General features: G+C 61.6%; 17 protein-coding genes and 1 riboswitch. Of the genes, 5 read left to right on the forward strand and 12 right to left on the reverse strand.

The features are described 5' to 3' along the window. Nucleotides 1-5: 5 nt before the first annotated feature. The 5 genes from J3P95_RS14765 to cobW all read right to left on the reverse strand — a co-directional run bounded on the left by J3P95_RS14765 (nt 6) and on the right by cobW (nt 8,276). The gene (locus J3P95_RS14765; RefSeq protein WP_434580770.1) at nt 6-1,652 is read right to left on the reverse strand and encodes a phospholipase D-like domain-containing protein; all 1,647 of its coding nucleotides are present in this window, start codon (nt 1,650-1,652) and stop codon (nt 6-8) included. Between the two features lie 52 nt (nt 1,653-1,704). Further along, on the reverse strand, nt 1,705-2,259 hold the full coding sequence (locus J3P95_RS14770) for a vWA domain-containing protein (RefSeq protein ID WP_434563845.1): 555 nt from the start codon (nt 2,257-2,259) through the stop codon (nt 1,705-1,707). Nucleotides 2,260-2,360: 101 nt separating this feature from the next. Further along, nucleotides 2,361-3,368, reverse strand: coding sequence for an ATP-binding protein (locus J3P95_RS14775; RefSeq protein ID WP_434580768.1), 1,008 nt, complete (start codon nt 3,366-3,368; stop codon nt 2,361-2,363). Between the two features lie 66 nt (nt 3,369-3,434). Continuing rightward, the gene (cobN, locus tag J3P95_RS14780; RefSeq protein ID WP_434580766.1) at nt 3,435-7,208 is read right to left on the reverse strand and encodes a cobaltochelatase subunit CobN; all 3,774 of its coding nucleotides are present in this window, start codon (nt 7,206-7,208) and stop codon (nt 3,435-3,437) included. Between the two features lie 3 nt (nt 7,209-7,211). Further along, on the reverse strand, nt 7,212-8,276 hold the full coding sequence (cobW, locus tag J3P95_RS14785; protein ID WP_434557552.1) for a cobalamin biosynthesis protein CobW: 1,065 nt from the start codon (nt 8,274-8,276) through the stop codon (nt 7,212-7,214). A gap of 97 nt (nt 8,277-8,373) precedes the next feature. Then, a riboswitch (cobalamin riboswitch) is annotated at nt 8,374-8,608 on the reverse strand. A 302-nt stretch (nt 8,609-8,910) separates the two neighbouring features. Between cobW and J3P95_RS14790 the strand changes: the two genes are divergently transcribed. Beyond that, a complete protein-coding gene (locus tag J3P95_RS14790; protein WP_434557554.1) occupies nt 8,911-9,924 on the forward strand; it encodes an aldo/keto reductase in 1,014 nt (337 codons plus the stop codon). Nucleotides 9,925-10,077: 153 nt separating this feature from the next. Further along, nucleotides 10,078-10,962: an EamA family transporter RarD gene (gene rarD / locus J3P95_RS14795; protein WP_434557555.1), complete on the forward strand. Its 885-nt coding sequence runs from the start codon at nt 10,078-10,080 to the stop codon at nt 10,960-10,962. A gap of 74 nt (nt 10,963-11,036) precedes the next feature. On the opposite strand, the gene hppD is transcribed toward rarD, so the two are convergent. Both hppD and J3P95_RS14805 read right to left on the reverse strand, forming a co-directional pair. Further along, nucleotides 11,037-12,113, reverse strand: coding sequence for a 4-hydroxyphenylpyruvate dioxygenase (gene hppD, locus J3P95_RS14800; protein WP_434557556.1), 1,077 nt, complete (start codon nt 12,111-12,113; stop codon nt 11,037-11,039). 251 nt (nt 12,114-12,364) lie between these two features. Further along, nucleotides 12,365-13,309 (reverse strand): DMT family transporter, encoded by a 945-nt coding sequence (locus J3P95_RS14805; RefSeq protein WP_434580763.1) that lies wholly within the window; start codon nt 13,307-13,309, stop codon nt 12,365-12,367. Between the two features lie 95 nt (nt 13,310-13,404). On the opposite strand from J3P95_RS14805, the gene J3P95_RS14810 reads away from it, so the two are divergent. Then, complete coding sequence (locus J3P95_RS14810) at nt 13,405-14,277, forward strand: LysR family transcriptional regulator (protein ID WP_434580761.1); 873 nt, start codon at nt 13,405-13,407, stop codon at nt 14,275-14,277. Nucleotides 14,278-14,625: 348 nt separating this feature from the next. Beyond that, nucleotides 14,626-14,991 carry a histone-like nucleoid-structuring protein, MvaT/MvaU family gene (locus J3P95_RS14815; RefSeq protein WP_186614628.1) on the forward strand — a complete coding sequence of 122 codons (366 nt, stop codon included), beginning with the start codon at nt 14,626-14,628 and terminating at the stop codon, nt 14,989-14,991. A 92-nt stretch (nt 14,992-15,083) separates the two neighbouring features. Here J3P95_RS14815 and J3P95_RS14820 read toward each other — a convergent pair whose 3' ends face one another. Then, nucleotides 15,084-15,620, reverse strand: coding sequence for a DUF4946 domain-containing protein (locus J3P95_RS14820; protein ID WP_434580759.1), 537 nt, complete (start codon nt 15,618-15,620; stop codon nt 15,084-15,086). A 187-nt stretch (nt 15,621-15,807) separates the two neighbouring features. Here J3P95_RS14820 and gloA point away from each other — a divergent pair, with 187 nt between their 5' ends. Next, nucleotides 15,808-16,329: a lactoylglutathione lyase gene (gloA, locus tag J3P95_RS14825; RefSeq protein WP_434557560.1), complete on the forward strand. Its 522-nt coding sequence runs from the start codon at nt 15,808-15,810 to the stop codon at nt 16,327-16,329. Between the two features lie 65 nt (nt 16,330-16,394). On the opposite strand, the gene ahpF is transcribed toward gloA, so the two are convergent. The 4 genes from ahpF to galU form a co-directional block, all read right to left on the reverse strand. Next, a complete protein-coding gene (gene ahpF, locus J3P95_RS14830) occupies nt 16,395-17,957 on the reverse strand; it encodes an alkyl hydroperoxide reductase subunit F (RefSeq protein WP_434581198.1) in 1,563 nt (520 codons plus the stop codon). A 123-nt stretch (nt 17,958-18,080) separates the two neighbouring features. Then, nucleotides 18,081-18,644 (reverse strand): alkyl hydroperoxide reductase subunit C, encoded by a 564-nt coding sequence (gene ahpC, locus J3P95_RS14835; protein ID WP_020294651.1) that lies wholly within the window; start codon nt 18,642-18,644, stop codon nt 18,081-18,083. A gap of 236 nt (nt 18,645-18,880) precedes the next feature. Then, nucleotides 18,881-20,236 carry a glutathione-disulfide reductase gene (gene gorA / locus J3P95_RS14840; protein ID WP_434580756.1) on the reverse strand — a complete coding sequence of 452 codons (1,356 nt, stop codon included), beginning with the start codon at nt 20,234-20,236 and terminating at the stop codon, nt 18,881-18,883. Nucleotides 20,237-20,354: 118 nt separating this feature from the next. Continuing rightward, nucleotides 20,355-21,194: a UTP--glucose-1-phosphate uridylyltransferase GalU gene (gene galU / locus J3P95_RS14845; RefSeq protein ID WP_003182953.1), complete on the reverse strand. Its 840-nt coding sequence runs from the start codon at nt 21,192-21,194 to the stop codon at nt 20,355-20,357. Nucleotides 21,195-21,411: the final 217 nt, after the last annotated feature.

The raw sequence follows: 21,411 nt of genomic DNA on the forward strand, positions 1-21,411 counted from the left end.
CCTTCTCAGCGCCCGCAGAACCTCACCCGGGACAACATCCGCAAATCCCCTTCGCGGTAGTAGTCGTCGCTCCAGCTGTCGTCCGGGGCCAGGGGCTTGACCTGCTTGAGGGCGAGTTTCTTGGCGAAATAGCGGAACCGGTAATGCTCGTAGAAACGCAGCAGCTCCAGACCGTAGCGGTCGGCCAGGTCGGTGTCGCCTTGGATGATGAGGTAGTTCTCGTCGTTGCTGCTGCTGGCGGCGGCGCTCAGGTTATGGCTACCGCTGATGATCGTCGGCGTGTCGCTGGTGAAATCGGTGACCACGGCCTTGGTGTGGACCAGCAGGTTGCCCTTCTGGCCTTTCATGTTTTCCCTGAGCCAACCTTCCAGGCCGGTATTGAGCAATGCGGTGGCGGAGAATTCAGCGGTGCGGTCGGCGTGGAAACCGGTGATTCGGCTGGTGGTGTTCTGCAGGCCGTAACGCAGGACGTCGTCGTTGGGCTGGCCGAGCAAGGCATCGAGGATCCGCTCGGGCAAGGCAAACGCGGTGACGAACAGCAGGTCCTTTCGAGCGGCATCGATGACTTCGACGAAGCGATCGAGGTCGCCCTGCCCGCTGCGAGGCGAGAACCCGGCGAACAGCTTCTCGTCCCTCGCCATGGGATTGTTGCGGGTCAGCCACTCGCGGGTGGCCCCGACGTCGTCGGGCGCGGCCCAGATTTGCTCGAACACCTCAAGATAGGTGGCGCTGATCCGTGGCTCGTCCAGCACATGGACGACGTTGGCCTGACGATAGACGCCGTTGGCGGTGAAATTGGTGCTGCCGCACAGCACCGCTTCGGGGTGCGGCACGCCGGCCTCGTCGACCTTGCTGAGGACGATGAACTTGTTGTGGAAAATAGTGTGGGTGAGCCGCCCCCGCTTGTTCGCCGCCGGCAGCTTTTCCAGGCTGGCCTCGTTGCGCAGCGTAGTATCGTCATCCGGTTCGGCATGGTAGAGCACCCTCACCCGCGCACCGCGCGCATGGGCGGCGTTCACCGCATCGACGATCACCGGCAGCTCGTATTCGTAGATGGCGACGTCCAGCGCCCAGTTCGCATCCAGGGCGCGGTCGACGAAACCGATCAGCCGCCCCAGCAAGCCGTTTTCCAGCCAGCGACGCGGCGCGTCGGGCCAGTCGTCGATGGACAGGTTGCGGTTGGCACTGATCAGCGCATCCAGTTCGGGAAACTTGCGCTGGAACGCCTGGCTGGCGGCCACCGCCCGGTTGAAGATGACCTGCTGGTTGGCCGGCTGGCCGTCATCGCTGGTGACGGTCACTGCCAGGGATTCGCCCAGTTGCGGCGCCTCGGGAGTGCCATAGGCCAAGTGGACACGGTAGTGGATCGTCATGCCGGGATTCACGGCGTAGTCGGCCCAGCGAAATTTCTGTAGCGGCGCCTTGTCGCTGGGCGTGGCGTGGAACTGGGGAAAGGTGTGGGCCTTGTCGGGGAAGGTCAGGCTATTGAACAGGAACAGCCAGGGCTTGTCGCCCTGCTGCTTCTCGATGGCAAAGCCCAACAGGCCCTTGCGCCGGGATTCGGCCAGGTCCATGGCGAGCAACACGCCGTTGGTGCCGGCGTAGGCCTTGACCCGGAAATCGTCCTGGGGATTGGTGACGAGTATGCGCATGGTTCACTCCTGGAAGGGTTGCCTGAGCATAGAGCAGTCATGCGCGAACCCATCAGCTCTCATCAAGATGGCGATACTCAGCCCCCAACTGGCCCGCCAACTGCTTCGCCCGGCCCAGGCGAATCGGCCCGCGCTCGATGTCGATCAACAGGCTGGGGCATTCGAGCAATGGCAGCGACGTGCCTGCTTTCACGCGCCCGTCGGTCATCAGCAGCACCCGTTGTTGCTCCGCCGGGAAGCGCTTGCGCCGGGCCGCGAGCCAGCGCCCGGCCTCGTTCACCGCCGCCAGCAACGGCGTGCCGCCACCGGCGCCCAATGTGTCGAGCCAGTCACGCAGGCCAATGGCGGCCTTGAGACCTTGCACATGCCAGGCCGGAACGCCACCGCTGGCCGTCAGCAGCGCCAATCGGACGCGTTGTCGGTAGGCATCGTCGAACAGCTGCGCCAGCAGCCCCTTGCCATCGCTCAAGGCCCGATGGCGACGGGTCGAAGCCGAGGCGTCGACGATCACCAACCACAACTCATGGGCGGAACGCTGGCGCCATTTCAAGCGCAGGTCCGCAGGCAGGCGTGGACGGCCGTTGAGCAAGGTGCCCGGCCAGTCCACCACGCCGCCGGTTGCCGTTTTGCTTCGGCCTTGACGGCCGTGATCCAACCGTCCCGGACGGGGTCTGGCATTCGCCCCCGCCGGCGAATGGGGGCGAATGCCTAGGGCTTTTTTGGCCAGCTCGGCACATCACGCCGGGCGCCGGTGGGTAACGCCCGGGCCGGTAAGTCGCCCCATTGGCCCTGGCCTTCGCTGGGCCTGCTCGCCTCGTTCGGACTCGACTGCGGGGCCTGGGACGGCTCCGGTGCGCGCGCGGTGTGGCCGCGGCGGCGATGGCGCAGGGCAAATTCGGCGACGGCATCGATGTCCTCGTCGGCAATGGCATCCGCGCCACGCCAGGCCGCATGCGCGCGGGCGGCGCGCAACCAGACGAGGTCTGCGCGCAAACCATCGACTCCAGCCGCAAAGCAACGCTCAGTAATCTGCCCCAGCGCCGCGTCGTCCAGCGGGATTTGCGCCAACCGCGCCCGCGCCTGCTGGCAACGTTTGCGCAGTTGCTGCTGGGCCGGCTCCCACTCGGTGCAAAACGACGCGGGGTCACTGTCGAAATCCAGCCGCCGGCGAATGATCTGCCCGCGCTCGGAAGGTGCGGTGTGGCCGTCCAGTACCACGTTCAAGCCGAAGCGGTCGAGTAGTTGCGGACGCAATTCACCCTCTTCAGGATTCATGGTGCCGATCAATACAAAGCGCGCCGAATGCCGATGGGAAATGCCGTCGCGCTCGATCAGGTTGGTACCGCTGGCCGCGACATCGAGCAGCAAGTCCACCAAGTGATCGGGCAGCAGGTTCACTTCATCGACATACAGCACACCCCCGTCGGCCTTGGCCAACACGCCGGGGGAAAACTGCGCGCGCCCCTGCGCCAATGCCGCGTCCAAATCGAGGGTGCCCACGAGCCGCTCTTCAGTGGCACCCAGGGGCAAGGTGACGAACTGACCGCTGGCCAGCAGGTCTGCCAGACCCCGGGCCAGGGTGGACTTGGCCATCCCTCGCGGGCCTTCGATCAGCACACCGCCGATTTTCGGGTCGATGGCGGCCAGGCACAGCGCCAGCTTCAAGTCATCGGCGCCGACCACGGCGGAGAGCGGGAAATGGGGGGTGTCGGTCATGTTGAATGTCTCATGGATATTCGATAAACCCTGTGGCCACAAAGGCCCGCGTCGATCATCAATAAGTCAGCCATCTTCTTCAATGTCCAACAACAGGTGCTCCAGCGCCTGGCGGTATTCGCCGGGATCCTGCCACATCCCCCGCTGCTGCGCCTCGAGCATGCGTTCGGTCATGTCTCGCAACGCGTCGGGGTTGTGCTGGCGGACGAAGTCGCGGGTGTCCGGGTCGAGCAGGTAAGCGTCGGCCAGCAAGGCGTATTGGTGGTCGTCGATCAACTGCGTGGTGGCGTCGAAGGCGAACAGATTATCCACGGTCGCAGCCAGTTCGAACGCGCCTTTGTAGCCGTGGCGCTTGACCCCGGCGATCCATTTCGGATTGACCGCACGGGAGCGGATGACCCGGTTCAGTTCTTCCTTCAGGGTGCGCATCCTGGGCAGGTCAGGCTGGCTGTGATCGCCGTGGTAACTGGCTGTCGGCTGACCGCTCAGGGTTTCGACCGCCGCGAGCATGCCACCTTGGAACTGGTAGTAATCGTTGGAATCGAGCAGGTCGTGCTCGCGGTTGTCCTGGTTCTGCAACACCGCTTGCACCTGGCTCAGGCGCCGGGAGAATTGATCCCGCGCCGCCGTGCCTTCATCGCCTGAGCCATAAGCGTAGCCGCCCCAATTGAGGTACACCTGCGCCAAGTCTTCTCGGCTCTGCCAGAGACGACCGTCAATGGCGCCCTGCACACCCGCGCCATAGGCACCGGGCTTGGCGCCGAAGATCCGCCAGCCAGCCTGGCGCGCGGCGTCCTCCAACGACACGCCCGAATGCAGCAAGGTTTCGCGCTCGCCACGGACTTTCGCCGCCAACGGGTTCATGTCGTCAGGTTCATCAAGGGCCGCAACGGCTTGCACCGCCGCATCGAACAAGCGGATCAGGTTGGCGAAGGCATCCCGGAAGAACCCGGACACCCGCAGCGTGACATCGACCCGCGGCCGGTCCAGCAGGCTCAACGGCAAGATCTCGAAATCGTCGACCCGCTGGCTGCCCGTGGCCCACACCGGGCGCACGCCCATCAACGCCATGGCTTGGGCGATGTCGTCGCCGCCGGTGCGCATGGTGGCGGTGCCCCACACCGACAGGCCGAGTTGGCGCAAGTGGTCGCCGTGGTCTTGCAAATGCCGTTCGAGGATCAGGTTCGCCGACTGGAAGCCGATGCGCCACGCGGTGGTGGTGGGCAGGTTGCGCACATCGACGGAAAAGAAGTTGCGGCCGGTGGGCAGCACGTCCAGGCGCCCGCGACTCGGCGCGCCACTGGGGCCGGCCGGGACAAAGCGGCCGGCCAAGGCGTCGAGCAAGCCGCGCATTTCCGCTGGGCCGCAAGCGTCCAGGCGCGGCGCGACGACCGAGCGCAGGTGCTCGATGATGTCCGCGACAGCTTCCCAGCCCGGCGCGTCGAGCCACGCGAGTTCGCCTGCCAGGGCTTGTTCGATCAACCCGGCGGCGAACAGCTCCAGGCGCTCCCGAGTGTCGCCGACGGTGCGCCATGGCTCGTCGCTGACCTCGCGCAACACCTCGGGGCGGTCCGCTTCCCAGGGTTCGGCCAGGGCACAATCGAGTGGGTCGAAACCCAACCCGAACGCCTTCGCCAACGCCCGCAGCAAGCTCGATTGAGCGCCCTTGCCATCGCCTCGGGGGATGCGCAGCAACGCCAGCAAAGTGTCGATGCGCAGCCGCCCGGCGGGCGACTCGCCGAAGATGTGCAGCCCATCGCGGATCTGCGACTCCTTCAAATCGCAGAGGTAAGTGTCCAGGCGCGGCAGCCAGACCGCGGCGTCGACGTCGCTGTCGAGCGCGGCATCAAGTTGCAGTTCGCGGTCGATGTGGGTCTCGCGCACCAGGTTCAAGATGTCCCGTTGCAGCTCTCGGGCGCGGCGCGGGTCGAGCAGTTGCGCCTCGTAATATTCGTCGGCCAGCAGCTCCAGGTTACGCAGCGGCCCATAGGTTTCGGCCCGGGTCAGCGGCGGCATCAGGTGGTCGATAATCACTGCCTGGGTCCGACGCTTGGCTTGGGCACCCTCGCCCGGGTCGTTGACGATGAACGGGTAGATGTTCGGCAGCGGCCCGAGCAACGCATCCGGCCAGCAGTTCTCCGACAGCCCGACGCCCTTGCCCGGTAGCCATTCGAGGTTGCCGTGCTTGCCGACATGAATCACCGCGTGGGCGCCGTAGGTGTGGCGCAGCCAGAAATAAAACGCCAGGTAGCCGTGGGGTGGCACCAGGTCCGGGTCGTGGTACACCGCGCTCGGGTCGACCTGATAACCCCGCGCCGGCTGGATACCGATGAATGTGAGGCCCATGCGCAAGCCGGCGATCATCAGTCGGCCGTCGCGGAACATCGGGTCCTGCTCGGGCACGCCCCAGCGCTCCAGCACCGCCAGGCGATTGGCCTCGGGCAGTGCGTCGAACAGGCTGTGATAAGCCACCAGCGCCAGGCTTTGATGGCAGGGCCGCAGGTCTAGGCTGTCCAGATCGTTACTGACGCCGCCGAGCAACCGCTGGATCAACGCAGTGCCGCTGTCCGGCAATTCGGCCGCCAGCGGATAACCTTCGGCCTGCATGGCGCGCAGGATATTCAGCGCCGCCGCTGGGGTGTCCAGGCCGACACCGTTGCCGATGCGCCCGTCCCGGGTCGGGTAGTTGGCGAGAATCAGCGCCACGCGCTTTTCTACGTTGGGCAGGCGCGCCAGGCGGGTCCAGCGCCGGGCCAGTTCGGCGACGAAGTCCATGCGCTCGGGCACCGCCCGGTAGCAGACCACGTCGCTCTGGCTGCGCTCGCTGCGCCAGGCCAGGTCTTTGAAGCTGATGGGACGGCTGATGATCCGGCCATCCAGCTCGGGCAAGGCAATGTGCATCGCCAGGTCGCGCGGCCCCAGGCCCTGCTCGCTGGCGCGCCAGCCGGGTTCATTGTCCTGGGCGCAGATCGCCTGGATCACCGGGATGTTGCGGCGAAACGGTCGCAGGTGCGGTGCTTCAGGGCTCGATTGAGCGAAGCCGGTGGTGTTGAGAATCATGCCCGCCTCTATCTCTTCCAGCCAATCTTCCACCCGTGCCAGGCAGCCGGGTTCCTTGAGGCTGGCCACGGCAATCGGTAGCGGATTCAGCCCTACCGCTTGCAGGCGCTGGCAGAACACGTCGATGAAGGCCGTGTTCGCCGCTTGCAGGTGAGAACGGTAGAACAGCACCGCCGCGACCGGTTGATCGGCCTGCCAGTCGGTTTGCCAATCGTTCAGGGTCGCGTTGGTTTTTCCAGGATGGTAGATCGCCGTGCGCGGCAGCGGCTGCGGTTCGGCCCACGGGTAATCGCGACCAAACCATTGGCTGCCGAGGTGATGAAACAAGTTCAGGGCGTTCCCCAATCCACCCTGGCGCAAAAACTGCCAGAGTCGGTCGCGATCCTCGAAGGGCACATTGCTCAGTTCGCTGAGCTCCGGATCGGGGCGATCATCCCCCGGCACCAGGATCAGCTTCACGCCGCGCCCGGCGAGTTCCATCAGCCGCTCGATGCCGTAGCGCCAATAGCCGATGCCGCCATGCAGCGACAACAGGATGACCTTGGCATGACGCAGCACGTCGTCGATGTACAGATCCACGGAGGCGTGGTTCTGCACCTGCATCGGGTTGGCGAGGCGAAACTGCGGGTAGTCATCCGGCAACTGCCGCGCCGCTTCGGCCAGCAGCGCCAGGCTGGAGTCGCCGCTGCACAGGATCACCAGCTCGGCGGGGGTTTGCCCGAGGTCGGCGATGTTGTCATCCGACACAAATCCGCCGGGCTGGGTCCTGAGCAGGTGCATGGCTTAGGCGCTGAGGGCAGCGCGCAACTGCGCTTCGAGCAGGCCGGCATCCAGCGCCTGACCGATCAGTACCAGGCGCGTAACCCGCGCTTCATCGGCGCCCCACTGGCGGTCGAAGTGTTTGTCGAAACGGGTGCCGACGCCCTGGATCAACAGGCGCATCGGCTTGTTCGGGATTGCCGCAAAACCCTTGACCCGCAGTACGCCATGCTGGACCACCAGTTGCGTCAGCGCGTCCAGCAGCAGGCTTTCATCGGCCTGGGGCAACTCGATGGAAATCGAATCGAAGGCATCGTGATCGTGGTCGTCTTCATCGCCGTCATGGTGGTGATCGTGATGACTGTGACGCCCGTCGATGTGTTCTTCGGAGCCGGCGCCCAGGCCGATCAGCACGTCCAGCGGCAGGCGACCGCTGCTGGCTTCGATGACCTTGACCGCTGGCGGCAGTTCTTCGGCGACTTCCAGGCGGACTCGGGCCAGGTCTTCGGGGCTGATCAGGTCGGCTTTATTGAGGATCACCAAGTCGGCGCTCGCCAGCTGATCGGCGAACAGCTCGTGCAGTGGCGATTCGTGGTCCAGGTTCGGGTCCAGCTTGCGCTGGGCATCGACCTGGTCGGGGAACGCGGCAAACGTGCCGGCGGCCACGGCTGGGCTGTCGACCACGGTGATCACCGCATCGACGGTGCAGGCGCTGCGGATTTCCGGCCACTGGAACGCCTGGACCAAGGGCTTGGGCAATGCCAGGCCGGAGGTTTCGATGAGGATGTGATCAAGGTCGCCGCGCCGGGCGACCAGCTCGCGCATCACCGGGAAGAATTCTTCCTGCACCGTGCAGCACAGGCAACCGTTGGCCAGTTCATAGACGCGGCCGTTGGCTTCTTCTTCGGTGCAACCGATGGAGCACTGCTTGAGGATTTCGCCGTCGATGCCCAGCTCGCCGAATTCGTTGACGATGACTGCAATGCGCCGGCCCTGAGCATTGTCGAGCATGTGCCGGAGCAAGGTGGTCTTACCCGAGCCGAGGAAACCGGTGACGATGGTGACGGGGAGTTTGGCCAGTGTTTTCATCGGATGCCCTTTGGCAAGGTGGCGGGCAAACGGGACGACAACCGCAGGCAGGCACGCGCGGAAGATTTCGCCACCGGATCACCCCGCCCGGTTGTAGTGAGAATCTGTTGTCGAGGCAGGTCTCCTGGCTTTCGGCGGGCCAGTCCGGGCTTGTCTTGCAAAGCCTTGCACTGGCGTTTCCTGCGCCTTCCCGTGCGCCTTTTTTACAAAGGACTTGCACAGTGGCCTGGCAGGAACGTCACCGTTCACAGTTGCGGGGGCAGCCGCGGCTTGGACCGCGTTCCCTTCTTAGCTTCGGCGCACGCCAAAGAACCTCGAAGGCGCAAGGCTACGCAGGGTGTGCAGGCGGGTCAATCTCTGGAAGGCAATCTCCCGGCGGCCGAGGCGCCGCGGCGAGATCAACGGGCCGCCACGCGCCAGAGCCGGGCGATGCGGGCCACGCCAAAAGGCGTCTTTCATTTTTTTGTTCTCCGGTTCCGATGCACGGCATGCTGCCCGATGACCCAGGGGCTGACGCTGGTCCAGCGCACAATATTCCTGAAGCATTATCAGCCAATTTCACAAAGCGGTTGGATCCACGCGGCGGTTCTGGTATTTGATTGGACCTTTCCCATCGATAAAAAGGATCTTGTCCATGAGCTACCGCACGCTGGGTCATTCCGGGTTGCAAGTCTCAACGCTGACCCTGGGCACCATGATGTTCGGCGAACAGACCAGCACCGAGGATTCACTGCGGATCATCGGCAAGGCCTGGGACCAGGGCATCAACTTCATCGACACGGCCGACGTCTACACCAACGGCCGGTCCGAGGAAATCGTCGGCGAGGCGATCGCCAATCATCGCCATGAATGGGTGCTCGCCACCAAGGTCGGTTTCGGCCCGCCGGACGGCATGCCCAACCGCAGCGGCCTGAGCCGCAAACATCTGTTCAATGGCATCGAGGCCAGCCTGACGCGGCTGGGCACCGATTACCTGGACATTTATTACTTGCACCGCGAAGACCACAACACGCCGTTGCAGGTCACGGTGTCGGCCATTGGCGATCTGATTCGCCAGGGTAAGATCCGTTACTGGGGCCTGTCGAACTACCGCGCCTGGCGCATTGCCGAGGTGATTCGCATCGCCGACGACCTAGGCGTCGACCGGCCGGTGATCAGCCAGCCGTTGTACAACATCGTCAATCGCCAGGCGGAAACCGAACAGATCGCCGCTGCGCAGAACTACGGCCTCGGCGTGGTGCCCTACAGCCCCCTCGCCCGTGGCGTGCTCAGCGGCAAATATGCGCCGGACGTGGCGCCGGACGCCAACAGCCGCGCCGGCCGCCAGGACAAGCGCATCCTGGAGACCGAATGGCGGGTCGAGTCCTTGCGCATTGCCCAGCAGATCCAGCAATACACCCAGGAGCGCGGCGTGGGTATCGTCGAGTTCGCCATCGCCTGGGTGCTGAACAACCGCGCCGTCACGTCGGCCATCGTCGGGCCGCGCACCGAGGAGCAGTGGGACGCGTATACCAAGGCACAGGCGGTGCAGATCACGGCGGACGACGAAGCCTTCATCGATTCGCTGGTGACACCGGGGCATGCTTCGACACCGGGCTTCAATGACATGAGCCATTTCGTGCCGGGGCGCGTGCCGCGTACGTCGTAACTTACACAGAGATCACCGTGGCGAGGGAGCTTGCTCCCGCTCGGCTGCGCAGCAGTCGCTCTTTTGGGGCCGCTACGCGGCCCAGCGGGAGCTTGCTCCCTCGCCACAGGTAAAACGGCTCTATATTTGTAGTCCCAATAACAAGAGGCACCCGTGTCCAAAGGCATCGCTCTATCGGTCTCGGCCTCCGCCCTGTTCGCCGTCATGTACTACTACACCTCGCTGCTCACACCCCTGACCGGCCTGGAGATCTTCGGCTGGCGCATGCTGCTGACGATGCCGTGCATGACGGCCTTCATGCTGGTCTCGCGGGAGTGGAAATTGGTCTCGGATCTTGTCCAGCGCCTGGTCGCGACACCGCAACTGCTGCTCGGGGCGATGGCCTCTTCGGCATTGATGGGTGCGCAGCTGTGGCTGTTCATGTGGGCACCGCTCAACGGCTACAGCCTGGACGTGTCGCTGGGGTACTTCCTGTTGCCGCTGTCGATGGTGCTGACCGGCCGTATTGCCTATGGCGAACGCCTCTCGCGCTTTCAGAAAATCGCCGTGTTCTTCGCCACCCTCGGAGTGCTCAACGAGCTCTACCAGGTCGGCGGGCTTTCCTGGGCGACGTTGCTGGTGGTGGTGGGTTACCCGATCTACTTCATCTTGCGCAAACGCCTGCGCACCGACAACCTGGGCGGGCTCTGGTTGGACATGACGCTGATGCTGCCGTTGGCATTGTGGTTCGTGCAGAGCGGTGAACAGGGTTTCGGCGTCTTCGATCAATACCCGTGGCTGTCGCTGCTCATCCCGGTACTGGGCGTCATCAGTGCCTCGGCGCTGGTGGCCTACATCGTTGCCAGCCGGCTGCTGCCGTTCAGCCTGTTCGGACTGTTGAGCTATGTCGAGCCGGTGCTGTTGCTGGGCGTCGCGCTGCTGTTGGGGGAAAGCATTGAGGCGCAAGAATGGCTGACCTACATTCCCATCTGGATGGCGGTGGCGGTGCTGGTGTTCGAAGGGTTCAAGCATCTGGTGCGACAGCGGCGCAGAGCCTGAAGGCCAAGCACCCACCGGAAAATAAAAAACCCGCCAGGCATCACAGCCAGGCGGGTTTTTTCATGAGTCAGGCATCACTCGGTGGCAAGCACGCCACGACGCACCTGGTCACGCTCAATCGACTCGAACAGCGCCTTGAAGTTGCCTTCGCCGAAGCCATCGTCACCCTTGCGCTGGATGAATTCGAAGAACACCGGGCCCATCAGGGTTTCCGAGAAGATCTGCAGCAACAAGCGCCTGTCACCCTGCTCGGAAGCGCCGTCCAGCAGAATGCCGCGCGATTGCAGTTCATCTACCGGTTCGCCGTGGTTCGGCAGGCGGCCTTCGAGCATTTCGTAGTAGGTGTCCGGCGGCGCGGTCATGAAGCGCATGCCGATCTTCTTCAGCGCATCCCAGGTTTTGATCAGATCGTCGGTCAGGAAGGCCACGTGCTGGATGCCTTCTCCGTTGAACTGCATCAGGAACTCCTCGATCTGCCCGGCGCCCTTGGACGACTCTTCGTTCAACGGGATGCGGATCATGCCATCCGGGGCGGTCATGGCCTTGGACGTCAGGCCGGTGTATTCACCCTTGATGTCGAAGTAGCGGATTTCGCGGAAATTGAACAGCTTCTCGTAGAAGTTCGCCCAATAGGCCATGCGTCCGCGATAGACGTTGTGCGTCAGGTGGTCGATGATTTTCAGGCCCGCGCCGACGGGATTGCGGTCGACACCTTCGAGGAACACAAAGTCGATGTCATAGATAGAGCTGCCTTCGCCAAAACGGTCGATCAGGTACAACGGCGCGCCGCCGATGCCTTTGATCGCCGGCAGATTCAGCTCCATCGGACCGGTTTCGATATGGATCGGCTGGGCGCCGAGTTCCAGGGCGCGCTGGTAGGCTTTTTGCGAGTCCTTGACACGGAACGCCATGCCGCACACCGACGGGCCATGCTCGGCGGCGAAGTAGGACGCCACGCTATTGGGTTCGTTGTTGAGGATCAGGTTGATCGCGCCCTGGCGATACAGGTGCACGTCCTTGGAACGGTGCGTGGCGACTTTGGTGAAGCCCATGATCTCGAAGATCGGCTCCAGGGTGTTGGGTGTTGGGGACGCGAATTCGATGAATTCAAAGCCCATCAGGCCCATCGGGTTTTCGTATAGATCTGCCATGTCGGCGCCTCATCATGCTCAATCAATTAACAAGAAACGTTAGTTGCCAGTGATGCTGAGGGCACGCGGTGGCGCGCAGGAAATACCACGAACGCTGCGGGCGAGGTAGTCGCCGTAGATCAGTTGAAACCCAAGTATCTTCATTGTCGACCCAAGGCTCTTGCGGGCGAGGCTTCTGCTGCCAGAAGACGTTATTCTTATATGCGTAACCGGATTCTACACAGCGTAACCATGTTTGTCCGCCTTGGGTATCAAATCGCCTTTGCGGTCGAACGCGCAAGCGGTTTGTTGCACAGGAAAATTCCCGTCAGGATCAGCCCCCCGCCTACGCACATCATCGCCGTAAGCCGTTCGTCGAGTAGCAACGCACCCAGCACTACCGCCGTCAACGGATTAAGCGCGATGAACACCCCGGAACGGGTCGCGCCGATTTTGCGGATACCGTCATACCAGGCGATATAGGCCAGCGCCGAGCCCAGCACGCCGAGATACAGCAGGCTCAACCATTGCCTGATATCCAGCGTTGACAAAGCATCGAAGTGGATACCACCACTGGCCGCGCAGGCCACCCACAACATCAAGGTGCCCAGCAGGATCGACCAGGTGACAGTCTGCAAAGGGCCCAGACTTTCACTCAGGCCCTTGGAAAACAGCGAATAGATTCCCCAGCCCAGCACGCAGCCGAAAATCAGCACGTCGCCCACCCAACCCTCTCCCGTGGTCAGCAGCACGGACGGATCACGGTTGACGATCACCAACCCCGCCCCGCCGATGCACAACAGGATGCCAGCGACTTTCAAGCGACCCAGCCGCTCCTTGAACAGGCACCAGGACGCCACCCCGATCACCGCCGGGTTCAACGCCACAATCAGCGAAGCCCGTGACGCATTGATGTGCTGCAAGCCGTAAAAGAAGCACAGGTTGTAGAAAAAAATGCCGAAAAAACCCAGCATCGCCAACCGAAGGCCCTGCTTCAGGCTGGGCTTGACCAGGGGGATGCGGGCCAGGCCGAGAAACATCAGCAACGCGATACTCGCCAGCAGAAAGCGCAGGCTGGCGGCAAACAGGGGCGGCAACGCATCGGAGAGGATCCTGCCGGCGACGAAGGTCCCGCCCCAAATCATGGTGACCATGGCGAGTTTCAGGTAGACCGGCAGATCGGAAGGTGTTGGAACGGCATGTTCGCGAGAGATCATCGCTTCACCAAATTTGAGATTTATTCGAGTCCCGTATCACCGGGATGATGTATGGTCGGCCTCATGCTTCATCATCGTAAAATGAGCTTTTACTCATGACCCTGACCCAACTGGAAATCTTTTCGCTGGTCGCCGAACTGCGCGGCTTCACTCCGGCGGCCATACGGTTGGGGATCGGTCAGTCCGCGGTGTCGCACGCCATCAAATCCCTGGAACAGGAATTGGGCGTCGAATTGTTCCGACGCCATCAATCCCTTGTGGAGCCCAGCGATATCGGCCAGCAACTGTTGTTGCGGGCCCGAGCGATGCTCGGACTCGCCAATACCTTGCGTCAGGAAGCCGCCGACGCCCGGGGCATGCGACGCGGGACCTTGCGCATAGGCTCGTTCGGCCCGACTTCCTCGATGAAATTGCTCCCGACCATCCTGCGGCGCTACCGCGCCTTGCACCCGGGAATCGAGGTGCATGTCGACGAAGGGCCGGACCGCCAGGTGCTGCAATGGCTGGATGAACGGCGTATCGACGTTGGTTTCGTGGTGCTACCCGAAGAACGCCTCGATACGTTCGCCTTGACGGAGGACCAGATGGTCGCCCTGTTGCCCGCCACCCACCCCCTCGCCGCCCGAGCCAGCCTTGAGCTCAGGGAGCTGTGCAACGACCCCTTCATACTCACCGAGGCGGGCTCGTCGGAACTGGTCTGGCGCCTCTTCAATACCGCCCGACTTACTCCGAACGTACGCTATCGCTGCTCGCAACTGCTCAGTACGCTGGATATTGTCAGCCGCGGGGACGCGGTGAGTGTGGTGTCTGAAGGCTCGTTGCCTTCGATCGAGAATCCAGGGTTCGTTCTTCGGCCGCTATCGCCTCCGATTCCAAGGCAGATCGGCCTGGCCGTGCTCGACCGCCGTCAGTCCTCGCCAGCGACGCTGGCGTTTATCGAGCTGGCCAGGACACAACACCCGGTCTAGCGTGGCGCTTGCCCGCCGCGGCGAAGCTTGCTCACTGGCGGACATGCTTGAGTTATAAATAAATCGATGGCGAAAAGATCATAACTTTCGATCACCTTATCGGCGTGTATCTAATAGCCAGATTCCGCCGCCAACGTCTTGACGTGGGCGGCGTGCCTGAGGTGAATCGCTACTGTTGTTACATAACGAAAAAGTTACGATTTACACTTTTTGATTTAACTACTACAATTTTTTCTGCCTGTACCAGACAGCAGGAGAGTCATTAATCACCGAGTCGCTACAAGGCACTGGGCTTATAGCTTTGTTTGCGGTTGGTATCAGCCATATATTTTGATTGGAGTGATGATATTGTCCAGACTCGCTGAATTTCGCAAAGCCGAAAAGGCCCTTCAAGAGCAGCTCGCGCAGCTGGAAGCCTTGAAGAACGACGCCGGGCTCAAGAAGGAAATCGAATTCGAAGAGAAGCTCCAGGGGCTGATGAAGACTTATGGCAAGGGCCTGCGCGACATCATCGCGATTCTCGATCCGAATCCATCCAAGTCAGGCCTGTCGTCTGCCAAGACGCCGAAGACCCGGCGTGCTCGGGTCGTCAAGGTGTACCAGAACCCGCATACTGGCGAATTGATCGAAACCAAGGGCGGCAACCATCGCGGCTTGAAGTCCTGGAAAGAGGAGTACGGTGCGAGCACCGTTGATTCCTGGTTGCGCAGCTGAGAACCACTACAATGCAAAAGCCCTGACGTAGACTCAGGGCTTTTTTATGGGCTGAACTTCTGGCTTGCTTCGAGCGCATTACGCCGAAGGTCTTATAGTTTCAGGCTATTTCGTACTGACTGTATTTCATCCTGGCTTTCAACAAATACCTGCGCCTGTCCGGCGTAGGACAACACGTAGGCGCTCCCCTCGCTTAATGCTGCAACCAGCGTCTGCGACAATACATGACGGCCGTTCTGCGTGATTGTGCAAGTGGTTTCCAAAGCGTTGACGGCGCCCAACATGGAAGCGTGAATCTTAGTGCATACACTTTGATATCCGCCTTGGAAAAAATCCTTTTGAATGGACTTGCGCATTTCCAGCAACACGCCTTGCAAGTTGACTTGGTGACCTGCTTCCACGGGAGTGGTGGTCAGCTCCATGACCATTACCGCGTTGCCTGAAGGGTCGTTCTTGGTCGCACGCTGCCGGGTGGTGCCCGGTGGTGTCACGGGAGCTGACGCGTCGGCAGGGAGCGACTCGATGAGCCAGCCCTGGGGCCAGGTAACCTGCGGTTCGGCCGCACTGGCCCCAAGACTCGCAGCGATGACAAACAGCGGGACAACCAGCGAAAGGAACGGTCGAAACATTGCGTTGCACTCACGGACCAATCGTCAAGTTTGAAGCGCGCCGCACCGCCAGGCAATAGCCAGGTTTGGCGATGTCGCGCCCCTTGCGTATCATGGACACACCTGCAAGGAAGCCGTCTGACGCAAGCCCAGGACCGTCGCGCCAAGCGTGCGACGCCGTTTGCCCCACTTATTTTCCGGAGGGCCCATGAGCCTGCACGAACTCAACACTTTCCCTGGCGTCACCGCCCAGCCCGACGCCGCAACGGCCAAGTTCGTCTTCAACCACACCATGCTGCGGGTCAAGGACATCACCAAGTCCCTCGATTTCTACACCCGCGTGCTGGGTTTTTCCCTGGTGGAGAAACGCGATTTCCCAGAAGCCGAATTCAGCCTGTATTTCCTTGCGCTGGTCGACAAGAACCAGATCCCGGCGGACGCTGCGGCGCGTACCGAGTGGATGAAATCGATCCCCGGCATCCTCGAACTGACCCACAACCATGGCACCGAGAACGACCCGGCATTTGCCTACCACAACGGCAACGCCGACCCACGCGGCTTCGGCCACATCTGCATCTCGGTGCCGGACGTCGTCGCCGCCTGCGAGCGCTTCGAAGCGTTGGGCTGCGACTTCCAGAAGCGCCTGAGCGATGGCCGCATGAAAAGCCTGGCGTTCATCAAGGATCCGGACGGCTACTGGGTCGAAATCATCCAGCCCGCACCGCTGTAGACGCCTCGCCGAAAAAAACCCCATGGGCCGAAACTCATGGGGTTTGGTTTTTCCAGCGGCTGGCGTCAGGCCGGCGCGGAGGTGCGGATCAGGTGATCGAAAGCACTCAGCGAAGCCTTCGCGCCCTCGCCCACGGCGATGACGATCTGCTTGTACGGCACGGTGGTCACGTCACCGGCGGCGAACACACCCGCAATCGAGGTTTCACCCCGGGCATCGACGATGATCTCGCCACGCGGTGACAGCTCGACGGTACCCTTGAGCCAATCGGTGTTAGGCAACAGGCCGATTTGCACGAAGATGCCTTCCAGCACGACGTCGCGCACTTCACCGCTTGGACGGTCCTTGTAGCGCAGGCCGTTGACCTTCTGCCCGTCACCGGTCACTTCGGTGGTCTGGGCGTTGGTGATCACCGTCACGTTTGGCAGGCTGTGCAGCTTGCGCTGCAACACCGCGTCGGCGCGCAGTTGAGTGTCAAATTCCAGTAAGGTGACATGAGCCACGATACCGGCCAGGTCGATCGCCGCTTCGACGCCGGAGTTGCCGCCGCCGATCACCGCCACGCGCTTGCCCTTGAACAGCGGGCCGTCACAGTGCGGGCAGTAAGCCACGCCCTTGTTGCGGTATTGCTGCTCACCCGGCACGTTCATTTCGCGCCAGCGGGCACCGGTCGCCAAAATCACCGTCTTGGCCTTGAGGCTCGCGCCGCTGGCGAACTTGATTTCATGCAGCCCGCCATCCTTGCCTGGCACCAAGCCGTCGGCACGCTGCAGGTTCATGATGTCGACGTCGTACTGCTTGACGTGTTCTTCCAGGGCGACGGCCAGTTTCGGGCCTTCGGTTTCCTGGACCGAGATGAAGTTCTCGATGGCCATGGTGTCGAGCACCTGGCCGCCAAAACGCTCGGCCGCAACGCCGGTGCGGATGCCTTTACGGGCCGCGTAGATCGCCGCCGAAGCACCGGCCGGGCCACCGCCGACCACCAGCACATCAAAGGCATCCTTGGCGCTGATCTTCTCGGCCTGGCGCTCGATGCCGCTGGTGTCGATCTTGGCCAGAATCTCTTCCAGGCCCATGCGGCCCTGGCCGAAGTTCACACCGTTCAAGTAAACGCTTGGCACGGCCATGATCTGACGCTCGTCGACCTCGGCCTGGAACAGCGCGCCGTCGATAGCGACGTGACGGATGTTCGGGTTCAGAACCGCCATCAGGTTCAGCGCCTGGACCACGTCCGGGCAGTTCTGGCACGACAACGAGAAATACGTCTCGAAGTTGAACTCGCCCTTGAGCGAGCGGATCTGTTCGATCACTTCGACACTGGCCTTCGAAGGGTGGCCGCCGACTTGCAGCAAGGCCAACACCAGCGAAGTGAATTCGTGGCCCATGGGGATGCCGGCGAAACGCAGGCTGATATCGGCTCCCGGGCGATTCAACGAAAACGATGGCTTGCGCGCATCGGTGCCGTTGTCGAGCAAGGTAATCTGGTTGGAAAGACTGGCAACGTCTTGGAGTAATGCGAGCATTTCCTGGGATTTCGCACCGTCGTCGAGGGAAGCGACGATCTCGATCGGCTGGGTGACCCGTTCCAGGTATGACTTCAACTGAGCTTTAAGATTGGCGTCCAACATACGGGCGATTTCCATGTTTGAATTTCAGAAAAAACAACGCCCGAGCGAATCTCGCCCGGGCGTTTTTTGGGGCGAAGCGGCTTACTTGATTAAGAGCGGATCGCCCTCGGATGACTCACAGACTTAGATCTTGCCGACCAGGTCCAGGGACGGAGCCAAGGTGGCCTCGCCTTCTTTCCACTTGGCTGGGCAGACTTCGCCTGGGTGAGCAGCTACGTACTGAGCGGCCTTGATCTTGCGCAGCAGCTCGGAAGCGTCACGGCCTACACCACCGTCGTTGATTTCAACGATCTTGATCTGGCCTTCAGGGTTGATCACGAAAGTACCCCGATCCGCCAGGCCGGCTTCTTCGATCAGCACGTCGAAATTGCGAGAGATGGTCAGGGTTGGGTCGCCGATCATGGTGTACTGGATCTTGCCGATGGCTGGCGAGGTGTTGTGCCAGGCAGCGTGGGCAAAGTGAGTGTCGGTCGACACGCTGTAGATCTCGACGCCCAGCTTCTGGAATTCGGCGTAGTTGTCGGCCAGGTCTTCCAGCTCGGTTGGGCAAACGAAGGTGAAGTCAGCTGGGTAGAAGAATACGACAGACCACTTGCCTTTCAGGTCGGCGTCCGAGACTTCGACGAAAGCGCCGTTTTTGAAAGCGGTCGCTTTGAACGGTTTAACTTGGCTGTTGATGATAGGCATCGTTGACTCTCCGTCAGGGGTTGAAAAGTTGATGAGGTGAATCTTAGCCACTCATTCCTCCGATGGCTCATTGGCAAACCTCATGCGAATGATTGGTTTTGGCTATCAGGAATCTATATAGATAGAAGAAATCTGTAGAAGCTGCCGAAGGCGGCGATCTGTTGATCGTGGCAACCGACAAACAGTTCACAAGGCTGGACCGATGGATCGCAGCCTTGTGTCTTGAGGGGCGTTGGTCAGGCGGTGGGTGTACGCATGGTGACGAATTCTTCGGCGGCGGTTGGATGAACGCCGACGGTTTCGTCGAAGTTGCGCTTGGTGGCGCCCGCCTTCAGGGCAATCGCCAGTCCTTGGACGATTTCCCCAGCATCCGGCCCGACCATGTGGCAACCCAACACCTTGTCGGTCCTGGCATCGACCACCAGCTTCATCAGCGTGCGTTCCTGACATTCGGTGAGGGTCAGTTTCATCGGCCGGAAACGGCTTTCGAAAATTTGCACTTCGTGGCCCTCTTCGCGGGCTTGCTCCTCGGTCAAGCCAACGGTGCCGATATTCGGCAAGCTGAACACGGCCGTGGGGATCATCCGGTAATCCACCAGGCGATATTGCTCGGGCTTGAACAGGCGTCGCGCCACCGCCATGCCTTCGGCCAGCGCGACCGGCGTGAGCTGCACGCGACCGATCACGTCGCCAATGGCCAGGATCGACGGCTCGGCGGTCTCGTATTTTTCGTTGACCTGTACGAAACCCTTGTCGTCCAGCGTGACCCCGGTGTTCTCCAGGCCAAGGTTGTCGAGCATCGGGCGGCGGCCAGTGGCATAGAACACGCAATCGGTGGCCAGCGAGCGACCGTCCTTGAGCGTCACCTTCAGGCTGCCGTCGGTCTCCTTGTCGATACGCTGGATGTCGGCCTTGAATTGCAAATCGAGGCCACGGCGTTGCAGCTCCTCGGCCAGGTGTTTGCGCACCGCGCCGTCGAAGCCGCGCAGGAACAAGTCGCCGCGGTACAGCAAGGAAGTCTGCGCGCCCATGCCATGGAAAATCCCGGCGAACTCCACCGCGATATAACCGCCACCCACTACCAGCATGCGCTTGGGCAGCGACTTGAGGAAAAACGCCTCGTTGGAGCTGATCGCGTGCTCGCGCCCCGGAATGTCCGGGATCACCGGCCAGCCGCCCGTGGCGATCATGATGTGCTGCGCGGTATGGCGCTCGCCGTTGATTTCCACCTCGTGAGGGCCGGTAATCTTCGCGTGACCTTCATGCAGCGTGACGCCGCTGTTGACCAGCAGGTTACGGTAGATGCCGTTGAGGCGATTGATCTCGCGATCCTTGTTGGCGATCAGGGTGGCCCAGTCGAAACTCGCCTCGCCTGCTGTCCAACCATAGGCCGACGCTTGTTCGAAGTCCTCGGCGTAGTGCGCGCCGTAGACCAGCAGCTTTTTCGGCACGCAGCCCACGTTCACGCACGTACCGCCCAGGTAACGGCTTTCCGCCACGGCTACCTTCGCGCCAAAACCGGCGGCAAACCGTGCGGCTCGAACACCGCCGGAACCGGCGCCAATCACATACAGATCAAAATCGTAGACCATCTTCTATCTCCTTCGGCAGGCCGTCAGCATACCTGCTGTTCCTGCATGGGAGCAGCCAGACAAAAAAAAACGCCCCGAACCAGTCGGGGCGTTTTTTTTCAAGGCGTGGCGCAGGCTATCAGTAAGCCTTGCCGGTCTTGTAGAAGTTTTCGAAGCAGAAGTTGGTCGCGTCGATGTAGCCTTCGGCGCCACCGCAGTCGAAACGCTTGCCCTTGAACTTGTACGCCATCACGCAGCCATTCTGGGCTTGTTTCATCAACGCGTCGGTGATCTGGATTTCACCACCCTTGCCTGGCTCGGTCTGTTCGATCAGGTCGAAGATGTCCGGGGTCAGGATGTAACGACCAATGATCGCCAGGTTCGACGGTGCATCTTCCGGCTTCGGCTTTTCAACCATGCTGTGAACGCGGTAGATATCGTCGCGGATCATTTCACCGGCGATCACGCCGTACTTGTTGGTTTCCTGCGGATCGACTTCCTGGATCGCCACGATGGAGCAGCGGAACTGCTTGTACAGCTTGACCATCTGGGTGAGTACGCCGTCGCCTTCCAGGTTGACGCACAAGTCATCCGCCAGCACTACGGCGAACGGTTCGTCACCGATCAGCGGGCGGCCGGTCAGGATCGCGTGGCCCAGGCCTTTCATTTCAGTCTGGCGGGTGTAGGAGAACGAGCACTCGTCCAGCAGTTTGCGAATGCCGACCAGGTATTTCTCCTTGTCGGTGCCCTTGATCTGGTTTTCCAACTCGTAGCTGATGTCGAAATGGTCTTCCAGGGCGCGCTTGCCACGGCCGGTGACGATGGAGATTTCCGTCAGGCCTGCGTCAAGGGCTTCTTCGACGCCGTACTGGATCAGTGGCTTGTTCACCACCGGCAGCATTTCTTTGGGCATGGCTTTAGTCGCTGGCAGGAAGCGAGTACCGTAACCGGCTGCTGGGAACAAGCATTTCTTGATCATATAAGTCCTTGAAAAGGCGGTATGTACGAGTTTCGGCGCAGTCTAATCAGCCAGCAGGCGCCTTACAATGCCTGCACTGGCCAACCGATGCCATCATAGAGAAATAAACCGTCGGATAGTTCAATCCCCTTTCGTTCCGATGGTTCCAGCGGTCCCACTGTACGCCCCTGAGCGCTGTTTGCGAGCATTTGGCGTATCATGGCGGCCTTGATCACGC

Origin of the sequence: Pseudomonas sp. Z5-35 (assembly GCF_051131945.1) — a bacterium.
In the GTDB taxonomy this organism is placed as follows: domain Bacteria; phylum Pseudomonadota; class Gammaproteobacteria; order Pseudomonadales; family Pseudomonadaceae; genus Aquipseudomonas; species Aquipseudomonas marvdashtae.